The organism is Streptococcus sp. HMSC078H12 (genome assembly GCF_001814615.1).
Taxonomy (GTDB): Bacteria; Bacillota; Bacilli; order Lactobacillales; family Streptococcaceae; genus Streptococcus; species Streptococcus salivarius_F.
On record NZ_KV817320.1, the window covers coordinates 111,812 to 129,957 of the forward strand.

An 18,146-nucleotide genomic window follows, 5' to 3' on the forward strand; every position below is an offset into this window, starting at 1 on the left:
TCCAAGCAAAATAGGCTAAATTATGGTAAAATAGAAGGTATTGAAAAATCATCATTTCACGAAAGGAAGCAAGATGAAAATTACGCAAGAAGAGGTAACCCACGTTGCCAATCTTTCAAAATTGAAATTCTCTCCAGAAGAGACAGCTGAGTTTGCGACAACCTTGTCTAAAATTGTCGACATGGTGGAATTGTTGGAAGAAGTGGACACAACAGGTGTTGCCCCAACAACGACCATGGCTGACCGCAAGACCGTATTGCGTCCGGATGTTGCTGAAAAAGGGACTGACCGTGACCGCTTGTTTAAAAATGTACCTGAAAAAGATAACTACTACATCAAGGTACCAGCTATCCTAGAAGATGGAGGAGATGCCTAATGTCATTCAACAATAAAACCATTGAAGAGTTGCACGACCTCCTTGTCTCTAAGGAAATTTCAGCAACGGAATTGACACAAGCGACGCTTGACGATATCAAGGCGCGTGAAGAAGCAGTCAATGCCTTTGTAACGGTGGCCGAAGAAGCTGCCCTTGCGCAAGCTAAGGCCATTGATGAAAAAGGAATCGATGCAGACAACCTCCTGTCAGGGATTCCACTCGCTGTCAAAGACAATATCTCAACAGATGGCATCTTGACAACAGCGGCTTCAAAAATGCTCTATAACTACGAGCCAATCTTTGATGCGACAGCTGTTGCCAATGCGAAAGCCAAAGATATGATTGTCATCGGGAAGACCAACATGGATGAATTTGCCATGGGTGGATCTGGTGAAACATCTTACTATGGCGCGACTAAAAACGCTTGGGACCACAGCAAGGTGCCTGGTGGATCTTCTAGTGGTTCAGCAGCTTCTGTAGCTTCAGGGCAAGTCCGTTTGTCCCTTGGTTCAGATACAGGTGGTTCTATCCGCCAACCAGCTGCATTTAACGGGATTGTTGGTCTCAAACCTACTTATGGAACAGTTTCACGTTTTGGTCTCATTGCCTTTGGTAGCTCACTTGACCAAATCGGTACTTTCTCACCAACGGTTAAGGAAAATGCCCTCTTGCTTAATGTCATTGCCAGTGAAGATGCCAAGGATTCAACATCTGCGCCTGTTCGTGTAGCAGACTTTACTTCTAAGATTGGTCAAGACATTAAAGGCATGAAGATTGCCCTTCCTAAGGAATACCTCGGTGAAGGGATTGACCCAGAAGTCAAAGAAACTATCCTTAATGCGGCTAAACACTTTGAAAAATTGGGAGCGACTGTCGAAGAAGTCAGCCTGCCTCATTCTAAATACGGGGTTGCCGTTTACTACATCATCGCTTCATCTGAAGCTTCTTCAAACTTGCAACGTTTCGACGGTATTCGCTATGGTTTCCGTGCAGAAGATGCTAAAAACTTGGATGATATCTACGTGAACACTCGTAGTCAAGGCTTTGGCGATGAGGTCAAACGCCGTATCATGCTTGGTACCTTTAGTTTGTCATCTGGTTACTACGATGCTTACTACAAGAAAGCTGGTCAAGTCCGTACCCTTATTATCCAAGACTTCGAAAAAGTCTTTGCGGATTATGACCTTATCCTTGGTCCAACAGCTCCAAGTGTAGCCTTTGATTTGGATTCGCTCAACCATGATCCGGTTGCCATGTACTTGGCTGACCTCTTGACCATTCCAGTTAACTTGGCAGGTCTTCCAGGGATTTCGATTCCTGCAGGTTTTGCGCAAGGTCTTCCAGTTGGTTTGCAGTTGATTGGTCCTAAGTATTCTGAAGAAACTATCTACCAAGCTGCAGCTGCCTTTGAAGCAACGACGGATTACCACAAGCAACAACCCCTTATTTTCGGAGGTGACAATTAATGAACTTTGAAACAGTCATCGGACTTGAAGTCCACGTTGAATTGAATACAAACTCAAAAATTTTCTCACCAACCTCTGCCCACTTTGGGAACGAGCAAAATGCCAACACTAATGTGATTGACTGGTCTTTCCCAGGGGTGCTTCCTGTCTTGAACAAGGGTGTTGTGGATGCTGGTATCAAGGCTGCTTTGGCGCTAAACATGGATATCCACCAGCACATGCACTTTGACCGTAAGAACTATTTTTACCCTGATAATCCAAAGGCTTACCAAATTTCGCAATTTGACGAGCCAATCGGTTACAACGGCTGGATTGAAGTGCAATTAGAAGACGGCTCAACCAAGAAAATCGGGATTGAACGGGCCCACTTGGAAGAAGATGCCGGTAAGAACACCCATGGAACAGACGGCTTCTCTTATGTAGACCTTAACCGTCAAGGGGTGCCATTGATCGAAATCGTATCTGAAGCAGATATGCGTTCTCCAGAAGAAGCCTACGCCTATTTGACAGCTTTGAAAGAAGTCATCCAGTACACAGGTATTTCAGACGTCAAGATGGAAGAAGGGTCTATGCGTGTAGATGCCAACATTTCCCTTCGCCCATACGGTCAAGAGGAATTTGGTACCAAGACTGAGTTGAAAAACTTGAACTCTTTCTCAAACGTCCGTAAAGGTCTTGAATACGAAGTGCAGCGCCAAGCGAAAATCTTGCGTTCAGGTGGTGTCATTCGTCAAGAAACACGCCGTTATGATGAAGCCAACAAGAGCACTATTCTTATGCGTGTCAAAGAAGGAGCAGCCGATTACCGTTACTTCCCAGAACCAGACCTTCCATTGTTTGAAATCTCAGATGAGTGGATCGAGGAAATGCGTACTGAGTTGCCAGAGTTTCCAAAAGACCGTCGTGCTCGCTACGTGGCAGAGCTTGGTTTGTCTGACTATGATGCCAACCAATTGACAGCTACGAAAGTTACTTCTGACTTCTTTGAAGCAGCCGTAGCCCTTGGTGGCGATGCCAAACAAGTGTCTAACTGGCTCCAAGGTGAAGTCGCGCAATTCTTGAACGCAGAAGGCAAAACGCTTGAAGAAATCAAGTTGACACCAGAAAACTTGGTCGAAATGATTGCCATCATCGAAGATGGAACCATTTCATCTAAGATTGCCAAGAAAGTCTTCGTTCACTTGGCGAAAAACGGTGGCGGTGCGCGTGAATACGTCGAAAAAGCTGGTTTGGTACAGATTTCGGACCCTGAAGTCTTGATTCCAATCATCCACCAAGTCTTCGCAGACAATGAAGCAGCCGTAGCCGACTTCAAGTCAGGTAAACGTAACGCTGACAAAGCCTTCACAGGCTTCCTCATGAAAGCAACCAAAGGCCAAGCCAACCCACAAGTAGCCCTCAAGCTACTTGCTCAAGAATTGGCTAAGTTGAAAGAAGATTAATAGATAAAGAACCAGCCGAAAGGTTGGTTCTTTATTTTTAGGGTATACAAAAACTCCTAACGAGTAGGATTCGTAGGAGTTTTTGAAAAAGACTAAGTTACTTTAGAAATGAGGAAGAGCTGAAGCAACCTTCATTTCTTCAGGAACAGTGACAATAACTTGATGAGCTTTTAAATGATATTTATCAATAATCCATTGGCGAAGTGTTTCTTTAGAGACATTAGCAGTACCTCGGAATTCATGTCCATTATCATGAGCTGTCCAGTTTCCCATTTTCTTGAAATCGGTATTCTTAAGTAAGTTAGGATATTGATCTAGTTCCTTAAGTTGAACAATAGTAAAAATGTTATCGTCACGTACAATGACGTTTTTCTTTAAAGCCTTACTAAAGTACCAGAAGAGAATAGCAACAGCACTAACTCCAACAACAAGTCCAGCAAAAGCAATTAAAAACTGTATGAAATTCATAATATTGCCTCCTTATGAGACATAGTATACTCTTTATCTAAAGCGTTTTCAAGCAAAAGATAACTTATTACTTTCCGTAGTATTATGGAAAAAGAATGCGTTTTCATTGTTATTTATGGAGTTTATAATAGAAGTATCAAAGTCAGGAGGAAAAACGATGACTACTTTTAAAGATGGATTTTTATGGGGTGGTGCTGTAGCTGCTCATCAACTTGAAGGTGGATGGCAAGAAGGTGGTAAGGGTATCAGTGTTGCTGATGTCATGACAGCTGGTCGCCATGGAGTTGCCCGTGAAATTACACCAGGTGTTTTGGAAGGTAAATATTATCCAAACCATGAGGCCATAGATTTTTACCATCGTTACAAAGGTGATATAGCGCTTTTTGCTGAAATGGGATTTAAGTGCTTCCGAACATCAATTGCTTGGACACGTATTTTCCCAAAGGGTGATGAATTAGAGCCCAATGAAGAAGGGTTGCAATTTTATGATGATCTTTTTGATGAGTGCTTGAAGCATGGAATTGAACCTGTAATTACTTTATCCCATTTTGAGATGCCTTATCATTTGGTTACAGAATATGGTGGGTGGAAAAATCGCAAATTGATTGATTTCTTTGTTCGCTTTGCAGAAGTCGTATTCAAACGTTATAAAGATAAAGTTAAATACTGGATGACCTTTAATGAAATCAACAATCAGGCCAATTACCAGGAAGATTTTGCACCATTTACGAACTCAGGTATTGTATACGAGGAAGGTGACGACCGAGAAGCTATTATGTATCAAGCAGCACACTATGAGTTAGTAGCCTCTGCTCGAGCAGTAAAAATTGGCCATGAAATCAATCCAGATTTTCAAATTGGTTGTATGATTGCGATGTGTCCTATTTATCCTGCAACTTGTAATCCTAAAGACATTTTAATGGCCATGAAGGCTATGCAAAAACGTTATTACTTTACTGACGTACATGTTTTTGGTAAATATCCTGAACACATTCTCAAGTATTGGGAACGTAAAGGAATTTCAGTTGATTTTACAGATCAAGATAAAGAGGATTTACTTGGAGGAACAGTAGACTATATTGGATTTAGTTACTATATGTCTTTTGCTATCGATTCTCATCGTGAGAATAATCCTTATTTCGATTATCTTGAAACAGAAGATTTGGTTAAAAATAATTATGTTCAGGCATCTGAGTGGGAGTGGCAAATTGACCCAGAGGGATTACGTTATGCATTAAACTGGTTTACGGATCATTATCATTTACCACTATTTATTGTTGAAAATGGTTTTGGTGCTATAGACCAAGTTGAAGCAGATGGCATGGTTCATGATGATTATCGAATTGATTACCTAGGAGCTCATATTCGTGAAATGAAAAAAGCTGTAGTTGAAGATGGTGTTGATTTAATGGGATATACTCCTTGGGGCTGTATAGACCTGGTTTCAGCCGGTACCGGTGAGATGAGGAAACGTTACGGATTTATCTATGTGGATAAAGATGATGATGGACAGGGAAGTTATGAACGCTCACCGAAGAAATCATTTAATTGGTATAAAGAAGTTATTGCATCTAATGGTGCAACGGTAGAATAAAATTAAGAAGCTGGGCGTATTCCCAGCTTCTTTAGTAAACATAGGAGAATAAATATGATTGGTAGTATTGCAGCAATTTTAACAACATTTGCCTTTTTACCACAAGTTGTGCGTGTGGTAAAAACAAAAGATACTGAATCAATTGCCTTAGGGATGTATGTGATGCAGGTTATTGGTATTGCTTTGTGGCTTGCCCATGGCCTTCATATTGGTGACCTACCTTTGATTTTGGCTAATAGTGTTTCCTTTTTACTATCTGGGATTATTTTGATTTATAAATTGAAGTACAAATAATTATTTTCCGTATCGTTGAGGAAAAATCAGCAATGGTAATTGTAAGCGTTTTACTTTATAATTAAAATGTAAATAAGAAATAACCCAATCAGGTATCAATTTGATGGGATTAGATTAAAGGAGAAAATCTTATGGCAAAAGCGTTGATTATTTGTGCGGCAGGAATGTCTTCATCACTCATGGCGAAGAAAACAACGGAGTTTTTAAAGGGGAAAGGTCAGGATATTGAGGTTGACGCTATTAGTGCTACTGAAGGCGGAAAAGCTATTGCAGCATCAGAGTTTGATTTGTACCTTGTAAGTCCTCAAACAAAAATGTATTTTAAACAGTTTGAAGAAGCAGGTGCTAAAGTCGGAAAACCAGTTGTTCAAATTCCACCTCAAGCCTATATTCCAATCCCAATGGGAATTGAAAAAATGGCTAATTTGATTGTAGAAAATATCTAATCTTCATTAAAGAAATAGTGCAAAAAATAGGTATTAGTTAATATTATCTATTAGCTAAATTATAAATGATTCATAATATGACTTATGCTCAATAAAAAGAATTTAAGGTGTGAAAATATCCTATAATAGAAGGTGAGAATATCATTTTTAGGAGGATATGAGAGTGTCAAATACTAGAGAAAAGAGCATCCTTCAATTCTTGTTAAAGCACAGGGAACGTTATGTTACAAGTAAGGAACTAGCTGAATACTTGACCTGTTCGGATAGGACTGTACGTAATCACTTAAAATCAATTGATCAAACCTTAGACCTTCAAGGTGTTAGCTTAGTGTCAAAACAAGGACAAGGTTATAGACTATTTTTTGAAAGTCAAGAAGCTCGCCAAAGCTTTCGCCTGATTTATGAATTAGGGGATGATTATAATACAAAATCGTCCATGGCTCAAGGTGATGATCGGCTAGCCTTCATTTTAAATAAGCTCTTGTTTGAACAGGTTCCGGTTCTTTTTGATGATTTAGTTGAGGAGCTATATGTTAGTCGATCAACTTTATGTAATGATTTTAAAAAGATTCGCCAGATGCTAGCTGACTACAGCCTAACTATAGAAAGTAGAGCGAATAAAGGTGTCTACGTTTCTGGTGAAGAACGAGACAAACGTCGCTTTATTATGAGTTATTTCTTGGAGAACCAGTTTTTTAAAGCATTACACTCTTATGTGAAGTCAAATTTTTTTGACCAAAATCTTCCATTAGAGGAATTGGCAAAGATTGTTTTAGAAGAATGTCAGGAAGCTAATCTGAAGTTATCGGATTTTGTTTTACAAAATTTAGTTGTTCATATAGCTTTAGCAATAGGCCGTATCAAGTCTGGTTTTGAAATTAGTAACTTAGATTGTCAGATGGCAGTTAACGACATCGAACGTCGGGTTGCTAAGAAGATTCTTTCAAGAGTTAGTAAGGTAACCAATCAAGAATTTCCAGTTCAAGAAATCGATTATATTACCTTACATCTGTTAGCTAAAAGTCAGTTACCCCAAAACAACCAAACAGAGTTTTCTAAAGAGGCACTGAGAGACTCGTTGGTCCAAAGTTTTGAAACCTTAGGGTTAGACGATATATACCACTTTTCCTCAGATTTTCAACTTGTTGAGAGTCTTATAACCCATTTGATGACCTTACAGGTACGTTTAGCCAGTCATATTAATCTTAGTAATCCATTGGTTGATGAGGTTAAACAGAATTATAGTGATGTATTCTTCATGACCAAGGAAATTCTTGCAAATATGGAAGCTTTTTCACAGGCTACTATATCTGACGATGAAATAGTTTATGTCTGTCTTCATTTCTTGGCTGCTATCGAACGTCGAAAAGAAAACCATAAATTTTCAGTATTGGCGATTTGTGCGACAGGATTTGGGGCTGCTCAAATGCTTAAAAATCGTCTTGAAGCTGAGCTTGGGAATCGTATCGAGGTTGTAGATGTCATAGGTTATTATGAGTTGAGTCAAGAAAAGATAGACGGTATTGATTTTATTGTATCGGCTGTTGATTTATCAAACCTTTACTTTCAGATACCCGTTTTTACAGTGAGTGTCTTTCTTAAAAACGAAGAAATATCTCAGATCCGTCACGCTATGGACCAGATGCAAGTTTCGAGAATTGGAAATCGTTCAGAAGTAGCTCGGATTAAAGACGATAATTTTAAACAATACTTTAGTCAAGATAACTTCTTTGTATGGACGAAATGCGATAAAACACGACTATTGGAAGAAATGGTTGAAGGTCTATCTGTCGGTGAATCAGATGATTTCAAACAATCTTTACTTTACGAAATTAAACAGCGTGAGGAATTAAGTTCTGTCGTCTTTTCCAAAAGAGTTGCGGTTCCACATCCCATTAGGCCTTTGGGGAAAGAAGTTAAAGTATCAGTTGCTATCTGTCAAGAACCTATATCTTGGGATAATCAAAGTTCACATATTCAACTTGTTTTTCTTTTATCACCATCATTATATGGTAATGATGGGTTGAAGGATGTGACGAAGAAAATAGTTTCCTTAACAGAAAATGATGACTTACAAAAGCAATTAATCAATTGCAAGGATTTTGAAGATTTTATTACAATATTTGAAAAAATAACATAGGAGGTTCATATGAATCAAGAAGAACTACAGGTTGCAGCCTTTGAAATTATTCTTCATTCAGGCACTGCTAGAACAGAAATTCATGAAGCGTTTGCCGATATGCGAGAAGGACGTTTTGACGAAGCGGAAGCTAAGTTAGACCATTCAAATGAAGAAATTTTAGAAGCACACCATGCACAAACAAAACTTTTGCAAGACTATGCAAGTGGTGTAGAAATTAAGATTGAAATTATCATGGTCCATGCTCAAGACCATTTAATGACTACAATGACTCTATTGGAAGTGGCAAAAGAAATGCTGGTTCTTCATAGAAAGGTTGGCTAAGCATATATAGTTAAACAAGGAGAAAGACAATGACAAAAAAAGAACAACTAGAAATCGAGCGTCAACGTCGGGAGACAGCATTAAAAAATACTTTCTTTAATCGCTACCTTCTTCTACGTTATACAATAGCACTCTTCTTTTTTGGCAATATCTATTGGCTTTTAAACCAATTTATTCGTCCTTCTTTTGTTATTGTTCTCCCTATCACACTAATTGTATTAGCGATTTTGGCTACTGTTGAGCAGTTTCGATTGTATGGCAAGCGTGATGAACGTTTGAAGGTGACTCAGATGTTTATTCGCTCACAGGCAGTTATTCAGATGGGACTACTTGTTCTAACTTGGACGAGTTTGTTCACAACTCTTTTCCCAATTTTTGAAAATAATCAAGCTGCACGTTTCTTCGTTTTCGTTATTCTTTTACTAGGTTTTGGCCTATGCTTGTTAAATCTTAAAAGAATTCAAGAAATATATGAACGTAAAGATAAGGCTTATCAACGCTTTATCCAGTTAGAAAAGAGTTCTGTGACCTTATAGCACCTTGCAAAAGGATAACTATTGAAATAAATTTATAATTATTATTAAGGAGGTCCGATTATGGATCAACAAAACGGATTATTTGGTTTCCTTGAAAATCATGTCATGGGACCAATGGGGAAACTTGCTCAGTTTAAAGTTGTACGTGCAATCACGGCAGCAGGTATGGCAGCTGTACCATTTACTATTGTTGGCTCAATGTTCTTGGTATTTAGTATTTTGCCACAAGCCTTCTCATTCTGGCCAATTGTAGCTGATATTTTCTCAGCTTCATTTGATAAGTTTACTTCTCTATACATGGTTGCTAACTATGCTACTATGGGTTCTCTCTCACTTTACTTTGTTCTCTCACTTGCTTATGAGTTAACCAAAATCTATGCAGAAGAAGAAGAATTAAATATGAATCCTCTAAACGGTGCTCTTCTTGCGCTCATGGCTTTCATTATGACAGTTCCACAAATCATTTTTGACGGTGGAATGATGAAGGCTGTAGGTAGCCTAAAAGAAGGTGCAGTCGTTGTTGACGGTTGGGCAATGGGTAATGGAGTTACTCGCTTTGGTACTACTGGTATTTTCACAGCTATTATCATGGCTATTGTGACAGTCCTTATTTATCGTACATGTGTAAAACGTAATTGGGTTATTAAAATGCCTGAAGCTGTTCCAGAAGGAGTTTCACGTGGATTTACAGCCTTGATTCCAGGATTCGTCGTTGCATTTGTAGTTATCTTTATTAATGGTGCACTCGTAGCGCTGGGAACTGACATCTTTAAAGTTATTGCTATTCCATTTGGGTTTGTTGCTAACCTAACTAACTCATGGATTGGATTAATGATTATTTATCTTTTAACTCAACTTCTCTGGATTGTGGGGATTCATGGCGCGAACATTATCTTTGCTTTCGTTAACCCGATCGCACTTGCTAACATGGCAGAAAATGCTGCTGGTGGACACTATGCTGTAGCTGGTGAATTTTCTAACATGTTTGTTATCGCTGGTGGATCAGGTGCAACTCTTGGCCTTTGTCTATACATTGCTTTTGCTGCTAAGTCAGAGCAACTAAAAGCGATTGGACGTGCCTCAGTTGTTCCAGCATTGTTCAACATTAATGAACCTTTGATTTTTGGTTTGCCAATTATCTATAATCCAGCATTAGCAATTCCATTTATCTTGGCGCCAATGGTTACAGCTACTATTTACTACTTTGTTAATGCATTACATTTGATTAATCCTGTTATTGCACAAGTTCCATGGCCAACGCCAGTTGGAATCGGAGCCTTCTTAGGAACTGCAGATCTCCGTGCGGTTGTGGTTGCTCTTGTCTGTGCAGTTGCTGCCTTCCTTGTTTACTTCCCATTCATCCGTGTTTACGATAAGAAATTGTTAAAAGAAGAACAAGAAGCTTAATTTATGATTAAAGATCTTAACGTTTGTTAAGGTCTTTTTTGTTATACTAATGGTATTCAATAAAACATTTGTTAAGCAGGAGCAAACCAATGAACAAATTCTTAAGAGTCTTATTTATCCTAGTCATCATCGCCATGACTGGTGCCATTATTTTTCAGCTATTCTTTCCCACCTATATGGGAAGTCATTCGGGTTACGGTATTTCAGTTGGATGGCAGAGGGAGATTGGTATTTGGAATGTGGCGGTTCTGGTCATCCTCCTTGCCGTTAACTTAAAGTACGATTGGTTTTATCTGAGAGCAGTTCTGATTGCTTTGATTCTGGGAGGCCTAGGTATTGGAACCAATCATTTCCTTAGCTATCTTCAATACCATCACTCTGTTAATGCTGTTGGAGCTTTTGAGAATTATCTTTTAGTTCTTGGCTGGATTGTCGGTTGGTGGCTAGAAAATTCTTCAAGAAAAACAGTTTAATTTTTCTGAAGTTATCGCCTGGCTGGCAACTCCCTGTGTTATAATAAATAGGCATTATCATAATCGAGGAAAACACATGTCTAAACAATTAAAAGGTAGTCTGATGGTCATAACTGCTGGGATTGCCTGGGGAATTTCAGGGGTTTCTGGTCAATACCTGATGGCTCATGGGATTAATGTCAATCTTTTGACGAGTTTACGTTTGATTCTGGCTGGTACTTTACTAACGGCTTCGGTCTTTTTTAGGCAGCGAGACAAATTAGTACAAGCCATTAAAGATAGGAAAACCTTAGTAAGTATCGCCTTATTTGCTCTCTTTGGTCTAGTCTTGAATCAGTATGCCTATCTCAGTGCTATTCAGTATACTAACGCTGGAACTGCGACAGTTTTACAGTATGTCACGCCAGTTCTTATCTTGGCTTTTGTGTGTGCTAAGAACCGCAGATTTCCAACGGTCTCAGAGTTAGTGGCGATTATCATGGCTATTGTGGGAACTTTTATCATCGCAACGCATGGTCAGGTGACAGAGCTAGCCATCACACCTATTGGTTTGTTCTGGGGCCTCTTTTCGGCGGTCACCTATGCACTCTATATCCTACTGCCTGCTAAGGCTATTGAAAAGTGGGGCAGTCTGATTGTCATCGGTCTAGGAATGTTACTCGGTGGTCTGGTCTTTCCGATTGCTATCCAAGCCTGGAAGTATGAGTTACCCTTGACTGGTGGAAATCTTTTAGCGCTCTTTGGGTTGGTCTTCATCGGGACAGTTTTTGCTTATACAGTTTTCCTCAAGGGAACAACCATGGTTGGCGCTATAAAAGGAAGTCTCCTGGCCTCGGTAGAACCTGTGGCATCGGTCATTTTAACGGTCTTAATCATGGGTGACCACTTCTTTGCCATTGATGTGCTTGGAATGATTTTAATTGTTCTTGCTGTTATCCTCATTTCGCTTAAGGATTTAGTAGCCCTTAAAAAACAAGAGAAAATTCAAAGATAAAGATAGAGCCCAAGTGATTGTGGCTCTTTTTCGATACCGTTGTGTCAAAGATGTTCTTAAAAAATAGGACTTAAGTCCCACACATAAACCTTAAAAATATGGTAAAATAAGAGGTAAACTAACATTTTGGAGAGAAAATGAGTATAGACGATTACAGGCCCCATTTTATGGTGGAGGCTGTTTATGATTTGAAACCTGACCAGCTACGTGAACACGGTATTCGTGCTGTCTTGGTCGATTTGGATAATACCTTGATTGCTTGGAACAACCCTGATGGGACTCCTGAGCTACGTGCTTGGTTAGATGAGATGACAGAGGCTGACATTCCGGTGGTTGTGGTCTCTAACAATAAACATGAACGTGTTGAACGTGCGGTTGCCAATTTCCATGTGGATTTCGTGAGTCGTGCCATGAAACCTTTTACGAAAGGGATTAATGAAGCGATTGAGCGTTACCACTTTAACCGTGACGAGGTTGTTATGGTTGGAGATCAGCTCATGACTGACATCAGAGCTAGCCACCGAGCTGGTATTCGCTCGATTTTGGTTAAGCCCTTGGTGCAATCAGATGCTTGGGTAACCAAGTTTAATCGTTGGCGTGAGCGTCGCATGTGGAAAAAGATTGAAAAAGCATATGGTCCAATGACCTTTAACAAAGGAATTTAATGGAAGAATTATTTTGTATTGGCTGTGGAGCCCAAATTCAAACAGAAGATAAAGAAAAGGCTGGTTACACACCCGCTAGCTCTATAAAAAAAGCTGAAGAAACAGGTGAGTTGTACTGTCAACGTTGTTTCCGCCTTCGTCATTACAATGAAATTGTGGACGTCCACATCACAGATGACGAGTTCTTAAAATTGCTTCATGAAGTTGGAGACAGTGACGCCCTCGTTGTCAATGTTGTTGATATTTTCGATTTTAATGGATCAATCATTCCAGGCTTGTCACGCTTTGTTTCTGGGAATGATGTGCTCTTGGTCGGAAATAAAAAGGATATCCTACCTAAATCTGTTAAAGATGGTAAAGTAACTCAATGGTTGACAGAGCGTGCCCATGAAGAAGGTATGCGTCCCGTGGATGTCATGTTGACGTCTGCCCAAAATCATCACGCCATTAAAGAGTTGATTCAGCGTATTGAAAAACTCCGTAAGGGTCGTGATGTTTATGTTGTCGGTGTGACAAATGTTGGTAAATCAACCTTAATTAATGCGATTATCAAGGAAATTACAGGAGATAAAGATATTATCACGACTTCTCGTTTCCCAGGAACAACCCTTGATAAGATTGAAATTCCTTTGGATGATGGTACTTACATTTTTGATACACCAGGAATCATCCACCGCCACCAGATGGCACATTATCTGTCAGCGAAGGATCTCAAGTACGTTAGTCCTAAGAAGGAAATTAAGCCAAAAACTTACCAGTTAAATGCAGGCCAAACCCTATTCCTAGGCGGTCTTGGACGATTTGACTTTATTGATGGGAATAAGCAAGGTTTTACAGCCTTCTTTGATAATAACTTGAAGCTTCATCGTACTAAACTTGAAGGCGCAGATGCCTTCTATGATAAGCATGTTGGAAGTCTTCTCATGCCACCTGGACCAAAGGATCTGGCTGATTTTCCAAAACTTGTTCGTCACGAATTTACTGTCAAAGATAAGACAGACATTGTCTTCTCGGGATTAGGTTGGATTCGTGTCCAAGGAAAAGCTGACCAACCAACCATCGTTGCTGCCTGGGCACCAGAAGGTGTTGGCGTCGTCGTACGAAAAGCGATTATTTAAACTTAATAAAGTAGTTAAAAGCATAAAAAGCGTCTTTTCAATGAACATGAAGTTTGCCTAGATTTACGTCATGAGCAAACGATGTGTTTTTCATTGTGATAGTAATCCAAGTAACATTTTATGTTACTTGGATTCGGAATTTTTGAGACCTTAGGCTCAAAAATTAGCTATAAAACCGAAGGTTTGCTAGCGTCCGTATCACCTAAGAAAAACAGCAAAAAAATTAAAAGGAATAAACATGTCATTAACATCAAAACAACGTGCCTTCCTCAAATCGGAAGCACACACTCTCAAACCTATTGTACAAATCGGGAAAAATGGTCTTAACGACCACATCAAAACTAGCGTTCGCAACGCCCTTGATGCCCGTGAATTGATTAAAGTAACCCTACTCCAAAATACTATGGAAGATATCCACGAGGTTGCTGAAATCTTGGAAGAAGAAATTGGCTGTGATACTGTTCTTAAGATTGGACGTATCTTGATTCTCTATAAAGAATCAGCTAAAAAAGAAAATCGTAAGTTGTCACCAAAGGTCAAAGCAATCCAAAAATAGTTGCTGACTTTGCTTGGTGAAGGACAAACTAAGGTATAGGAACACTTTTGAAGCATTAAAGCTAGCCTTAAGTCAGTTGTATAATGCTTGAGAAAGAGGAGGCGTACATGGCACTAGATCTCGTAACCCCATTTACAAAGGTTCAACTAGAGGAAGAAATCAAAGATACAGGCCGTAAGCAAGTGGGAATATTAGGTGGAAATTTCAATCCTGTTCATAATGCCCACTTGGTTGTTGCTGATCAGGTGCGTCAGCAGTTAGGTCTCGATGAAGTTCTTCTCATGCCTGAATATGAGCCACCTCATGTCGATCAAAAAGAGACCATTGATGAAAAACACCGCCTTAATATGCTTATGTTGGCTATTAACGGTATCGAAGGATTGGACATCGAAACCATTGAGTTGGAACGTAAGGGAATCAGCTATACTTATGACACCATGAAGCTCTTGACGGAAGCGAATCCTGATACGGATTATTACTTTATTATTGGAGCGGATATGGTCGAATACCTACCTAAGTGGCATCGAATTGATGAACTTATCGAGATGGTCCAATTTGTTGGTGTTCAGCGTCCTAAGTATAAGGCTGGAACCTCTTACCCAGTTATTTGGGTGGATGTTCCCCTTATGGATATTAGTTCGAGTGCAGTCAGAGCTTACATTAAGAAGGATCGCACACCTAACTTTATGGTGCCACAGTCTGTACTTGCCTACATCAAGAAAGCGGGGCTCTATAAATGACCTATGAAAAATACCTAGACTATTCTCGTGAAGAACTTCTTGAAAAAGTTCGAGCGGTCATGAGCCCTAAACGCTTCAATCATGTCCTGGGTGTTGAGCGAGCTGCTATTGCTCTTGCTGAAAAGTACGGATATGATATTGAGAAAGCTGGCCTGGCTGGTTTGCTTCATGATTATGCCAAGGAACTTCCAGATCAGGAATTCTTGGGGCTTATTGATAAATATAAGCTTAATCCTGAATTGAAACAATGGGGAAACAATGTCTGGCATGGCATGGTTGGGATTTACAAAATCCAAGAAGATTTGGGCTTGACTGATCCCGAAATTCTACGCAGTATTGAAATTCATACCGTCGGAAGCCATGAAATGTCAACCCTAGATAAGATTGTCTATGTGGCTGATTATATAGAGCATAACCGTAATTTCCCTTTGGTAGAGGAAGCTAGACAAGTAGCAGAGCAATCCTTGGATAAGGCAGTTGCTTTTGAGACAGTTCATACCGTGGAACACTTGGCTCATCAGGCCTTGCCGATTTTCCCACAAACCTTGGAAACCTATAATGCTTTTGTGCATTACTTAAAAGATTAATAACAAATTACTGGAGAATATCATTGACTAAAGAAGAATTACTTGAATTGGTTGTCAAAGCTGCTGATGAAAAGCGAGCTGAAGACATTGTTGCCCTTGATTTATACGGCCTTACAAGCCTAACAGATTACTTTGTTATTTTGAGTGCAATGAATAGCCGTCAGTTGGAAGCTATTGCTGACAACATCCGTGAGAAAGTGAAAGAAGCTGGCCTTGATGCTAGCCACATGGAAGGTGACAACAAAGGTGGTTGGATTCTTTTGGATCTTAACGACGTCGTTGTTCACATCTTTACAGAAGATGAACGTGCTCACTATAACCTTGAAAAACTCTGGCACGAAGCACCAATGGTGGATGTGTCAGCTTATTTGGCATAAAAATTGAACTCAGTTGGCGACAACTGGGTTTTGTTGCTTAAACTAAAGATTTAATAGGAAGGATAGAGCCTTGTGTTTAGTTGGTTTGTTAACTGAACACGAGCTAAAAGCAGTGAGAAAAAGATAAACTTTCCTTGTATCCGGCGATACGGCAGAAAGTTTCCTATTTTCTCTGTGCTTTTGACGCTCTTTGTATCTTGATTTATGGCTACTTATGAAACTTTCGCGGCGGTATACGACGCTGTTATGGATGATAGTCTTTACGATTTGTGGACGGATTTTTCCCTCCGTCATTTGCCAAAGACTAAGGATAAAAAGAAATTACTTGAATTGGCTTGTGGAACTGGAATTCAGTCTGTACGCTTTTCTCAAGCTGGTTTCGATGTAACTGGACTCGATTTGAGTGCTGATATGTTGAAGATTGCGGAGAAGCGAGCGTCTTCTGCCAAACAGAAAATTGACTTTATTGAAGGCAACATGTTGGATTTATCGCAAGCGGGCAAGTATGACTTTGTGACCTGCTACTCAGATTCAATCTGCTATATGCAGGACGAAGTAGAAGTCGGAGACGTCTTCAAAGAGGTTTACAATGCCCTGAATGAAGATGGTGTCTTTATCTTTGATGTGCACTCAACCTATCAGACGGATGAGGTTTTCCCTGGTTATTCCTACCATGAAAATGCAGAAGATTTTGCTATGCTCTGGGATACTTATGAGGATGAGGCACCGCATTCTATTGTCCATGAATTGACCTTCTTTGTCCGAGAGGAAGATGGTAGCTTTAGCCGCCATGATGAGGTTCATGAGGAGCGTACCTATGAGGTCTTGACTTATGATATCTTGTTGGAGCAGGCTGGCTTCAAATCCTTCAAACTTTACGCCGATTTCGAGGACAAGGAACCGACCGAAACTAGTGCACGTTGGTTCTTTGTGGCCCAAAAATAAGAGCCTATGACAGTTACAGGTATTATTGCTGAGTTCAATCCTTTTCATAACGGCCACAAGTATCTCTTGGATCATGCTGAAGGTATCAAGATTGTTGCCATGTCTGGGAACTTTGTTCAGCGAGGCGAGCCAGCTATTGTGGATAAGTGGACTAGAGCTCAGATGGCTTTGGAAAATGGAGCTGACCTCGTGGTTGAGTTGCCTTTCTTTACGGCAGTTCAGTCTGCTGATTATTTTGCTGCTGGAGCCGTCGATATCTTGTCCCGACTGGGAATTGATAGCCTTACTTTTGGTACGGAAGAAGTCCTAGACTACCAGGCTATAGCAGATGTCTATGCTGAAAAGTCAGAGGAAATGGAAGACTTTGTGGAAAGTTTGGCTAGTGATTTGTCTTATCCACAGAAGACTCAAAAAATGTGGGAAAAGTTTGCTGGTGTGGACTTTACTGGCAACACACCCAACCATATCCTAGGCTTAGCCTATGCCAAAGCTTGTGCTGGTAAGGGTATTAAGTTGACTCCTATTCAGAGACAAGGAGCTGGCTATCATTCCTCAGACAAGAAAGTATCTTTCGCCTCAGCGACCAGTCTACGTCTCCACAAGCAAGATAGTGATTTTGTGGATAAGTTCATGCCCAATAGCAAACTTTTTCAGACTTCTCCACAGGTCTCTTGGGATAATTATTTCCAATTGTTGGTTTATCAGATTCTTACAAACCCTGATTTGACTAGCGTTTTCCAGGTGAATGAAGAGATTGCCAGTCGTTTAAAAGCTGCTATTCGTGAGGTTTCTTCTGTGGAGGAACTAGTGGATAAGGTGGCGACTAAACGCTATACAAAAGCACGGGTACGTCGTATTTTGACCTATATCCTGGTTGGAGCTGTGGAAAATCCTTTACCTGAATCTATTCATGTGCTTGGATTTTCTCAAAAAGGGCAGGCTCATCTCAAATCTGTGAAAAAATCTGTGGATATAGTGGCTCGGATTGGAAGGGAGCCATGGGATATGCTTACACAACAAGCAGATAATGTTTATCAATTAGGTAACCCCGAGCTTTGCGAACAAAACTTTGGACGTGTACCGATTAGAGTAAAATAGTTTTATAGAAAGTCTACCTTTGGTAGGCTTTTTCTTATTGTTTCTTTACGAAGACTTGCTTATCAATTCTTAGTAAGTCAGAGTGATAATCTTTTTTGTG

The 18,146-nt window shown here is 39.9% G+C and carries 21 protein-coding genes; 20 read left to right on the top strand and 1 reads right to left on the bottom strand.

Annotation, left to right across the window (positions count from 1 at the left end; translation table 11 throughout):
* Positions 1-73 precede the first annotated feature (73 nt).
* Genes gatC through gatB form a run of 3 tightly spaced genes read left to right on the top strand, consistent with a single transcriptional unit; the run spans position 74 to position 3,284 of the window.
* Complete coding sequence (gatC, locus tag HMPREF2979_RS04895; protein WP_002884769.1) at positions 74-376, top strand: Asp-tRNA(Asn)/Glu-tRNA(Gln) amidotransferase subunit GatC; 303 nt, start codon at positions 74-76, stop codon at positions 374-376.
* Positions 376-1,842 carry an Asp-tRNA(Asn)/Glu-tRNA(Gln) amidotransferase subunit GatA gene (gatA, locus tag HMPREF2979_RS04900; protein ID WP_070655420.1) on the top strand — a complete coding sequence of 489 codons (1,467 nt, stop codon included), beginning with the start codon at positions 376-378 and terminating at the stop codon, positions 1,840-1,842. Before gatC ends, gatA begins: the two co-directional genes overlap by 1 nt.
* Positions 1,842-3,284 (top strand): Asp-tRNA(Asn)/Glu-tRNA(Gln) amidotransferase subunit GatB, encoded by a 1,443-nt coding sequence (gene gatB, locus HMPREF2979_RS04905; protein WP_037611909.1) that lies wholly within the window; start codon positions 1,842-1,844, stop codon positions 3,282-3,284. Before gatA ends, gatB begins: the two co-directional genes overlap by 1 nt.
* Before the next feature lie 102 nt (positions 3,285-3,386).
* Here gatB and HMPREF2979_RS04910 read toward each other — a convergent pair whose 3' ends face one another.
* Positions 3,387-3,752 carry a hypothetical protein gene (locus HMPREF2979_RS04910; RefSeq protein ID WP_070655422.1) on the bottom strand — a complete coding sequence of 122 codons (366 nt, stop codon included), beginning with the start codon at positions 3,750-3,752 and terminating at the stop codon, positions 3,387-3,389.
* A 157-nt stretch (positions 3,753-3,909) separates the two neighbouring features.
* Between HMPREF2979_RS04910 and HMPREF2979_RS04915 the strand changes: the two genes are divergently transcribed.
* From HMPREF2979_RS04915 to HMPREF2979_RS04995, 17 genes are all read left to right on the top strand, one after another.
* Positions 3,910-5,346: a 6-phospho-beta-glucosidase gene (locus HMPREF2979_RS04915; protein ID WP_070655424.1), complete on the top strand. Its 1,437-nt coding sequence runs from the start codon at positions 3,910-3,912 to the stop codon at positions 5,344-5,346.
* Positions 5,347-5,400: 54 nt separating this feature from the next.
* Entirely contained in the window at positions 5,401-5,640 is a 240-nt protein-coding gene (locus tag HMPREF2979_RS04920; RefSeq protein WP_004183305.1) for a SemiSWEET transporter, read from the top strand.
* Between the two features lie 131 nt (positions 5,641-5,771).
* Positions 5,772-6,086 (top strand): PTS cellobiose transporter subunit IIB, encoded by a 315-nt coding sequence (locus HMPREF2979_RS04925; RefSeq protein ID WP_003096262.1) that lies wholly within the window; start codon positions 5,772-5,774, stop codon positions 6,084-6,086.
* A 157-nt stretch (positions 6,087-6,243) separates the two neighbouring features.
* Positions 6,244-8,226, top strand: coding sequence for a BglG family transcription antiterminator (locus HMPREF2979_RS04930; protein ID WP_186821180.1), 1,983 nt, complete (start codon positions 6,244-6,246; stop codon positions 8,224-8,226).
* A 9-nt stretch (positions 8,227-8,235) separates the two neighbouring features.
* The gene (locus HMPREF2979_RS04935; protein ID WP_003096270.1) at positions 8,236-8,550 is read left to right on the top strand and encodes a PTS cellobiose transporter subunit IIA; all 315 of its coding nucleotides are present in this window, start codon (positions 8,236-8,238) and stop codon (positions 8,548-8,550) included.
* 29 nt (positions 8,551-8,579) lie between these two features.
* Positions 8,580-9,086 carry a hypothetical protein gene (locus HMPREF2979_RS04940; RefSeq protein WP_004183299.1) on the top strand — a complete coding sequence of 169 codons (507 nt, stop codon included), beginning with the start codon at positions 8,580-8,582 and terminating at the stop codon, positions 9,084-9,086.
* A gap of 60 nt (positions 9,087-9,146) precedes the next feature.
* Positions 9,147-10,493 carry a PTS cellobiose transporter subunit IIC gene (gene celB, locus HMPREF2979_RS04945; RefSeq protein ID WP_037599149.1) on the top strand — a complete coding sequence of 449 codons (1,347 nt, stop codon included), beginning with the start codon at positions 9,147-9,149 and terminating at the stop codon, positions 10,491-10,493.
* 89 nt (positions 10,494-10,582) lie between these two features.
* Entirely contained in the window at positions 10,583-10,966 is a 384-nt protein-coding gene (locus tag HMPREF2979_RS04950; RefSeq protein WP_037611907.1) for a hypothetical protein, read from the top strand.
* Positions 10,967-11,042: 76 nt separating this feature from the next.
* Entirely contained in the window at positions 11,043-11,960 is a 918-nt protein-coding gene (locus HMPREF2979_RS04955) for a DMT family transporter (RefSeq protein ID WP_070655429.1), read from the top strand.
* Between the two features lie 137 nt (positions 11,961-12,097).
* Positions 12,098-12,625, top strand: a complete 528-nt coding sequence (locus tag HMPREF2979_RS04960) for a YqeG family HAD IIIA-type phosphatase (protein ID WP_002884676.1) — start codon at positions 12,098-12,100, stop codon at positions 12,623-12,625.
* The gene (yqeH, locus tag HMPREF2979_RS04965) at positions 12,625-13,743 is read left to right on the top strand and encodes a ribosome biogenesis GTPase YqeH (protein ID WP_070655431.1); all 1,119 of its coding nucleotides are present in this window, start codon (positions 12,625-12,627) and stop codon (positions 13,741-13,743) included. The genes HMPREF2979_RS04960 and yqeH overlap by 1 nt, the downstream gene beginning before the upstream one ends.
* 238 nt (positions 13,744-13,981) lie before the next feature.
* Positions 13,982-14,299: a ribosome assembly RNA-binding protein YhbY gene (gene yhbY / locus HMPREF2979_RS04970; protein WP_002884193.1), complete on the top strand. Its 318-nt coding sequence runs from the start codon at positions 13,982-13,984 to the stop codon at positions 14,297-14,299.
* Between the two features lie 107 nt (positions 14,300-14,406).
* On the top strand, positions 14,407-15,039 hold the full coding sequence (locus HMPREF2979_RS04975) for a nicotinate-nucleotide adenylyltransferase (RefSeq protein ID WP_070655433.1): 633 nt from the start codon (positions 14,407-14,409) through the stop codon (positions 15,037-15,039).
* Positions 15,036-15,626 (top strand): bis(5'-nucleosyl)-tetraphosphatase (symmetrical) YqeK, encoded by a 591-nt coding sequence (gene yqeK / locus HMPREF2979_RS04980; RefSeq protein ID WP_070655435.1) that lies wholly within the window; start codon positions 15,036-15,038, stop codon positions 15,624-15,626. Before HMPREF2979_RS04975 ends, yqeK begins: the two co-directional genes overlap by 4 nt.
* 23 nt (positions 15,627-15,649) lie before the next feature.
* On the top strand, positions 15,650-16,003 hold the full coding sequence (gene rsfS, locus HMPREF2979_RS04985; RefSeq protein WP_014632696.1) for a ribosome silencing factor: 354 nt from the start codon (positions 15,650-15,652) through the stop codon (positions 16,001-16,003).
* A gap of 204 nt (positions 16,004-16,207) precedes the next feature.
* Positions 16,208-16,948, top strand: a complete 741-nt coding sequence (locus HMPREF2979_RS04990; RefSeq protein ID WP_022496427.1) for a class I SAM-dependent DNA methyltransferase — start codon at positions 16,208-16,210, stop codon at positions 16,946-16,948.
* Between the two features lie 6 nt (positions 16,949-16,954).
* Entirely contained in the window at positions 16,955-18,046 is a 1,092-nt protein-coding gene (locus HMPREF2979_RS04995; protein WP_070655437.1) for a nucleotidyltransferase, read from the top strand.
* The last annotated feature ends 100 nt before the right edge of the window (positions 18,047-18,146 follow it).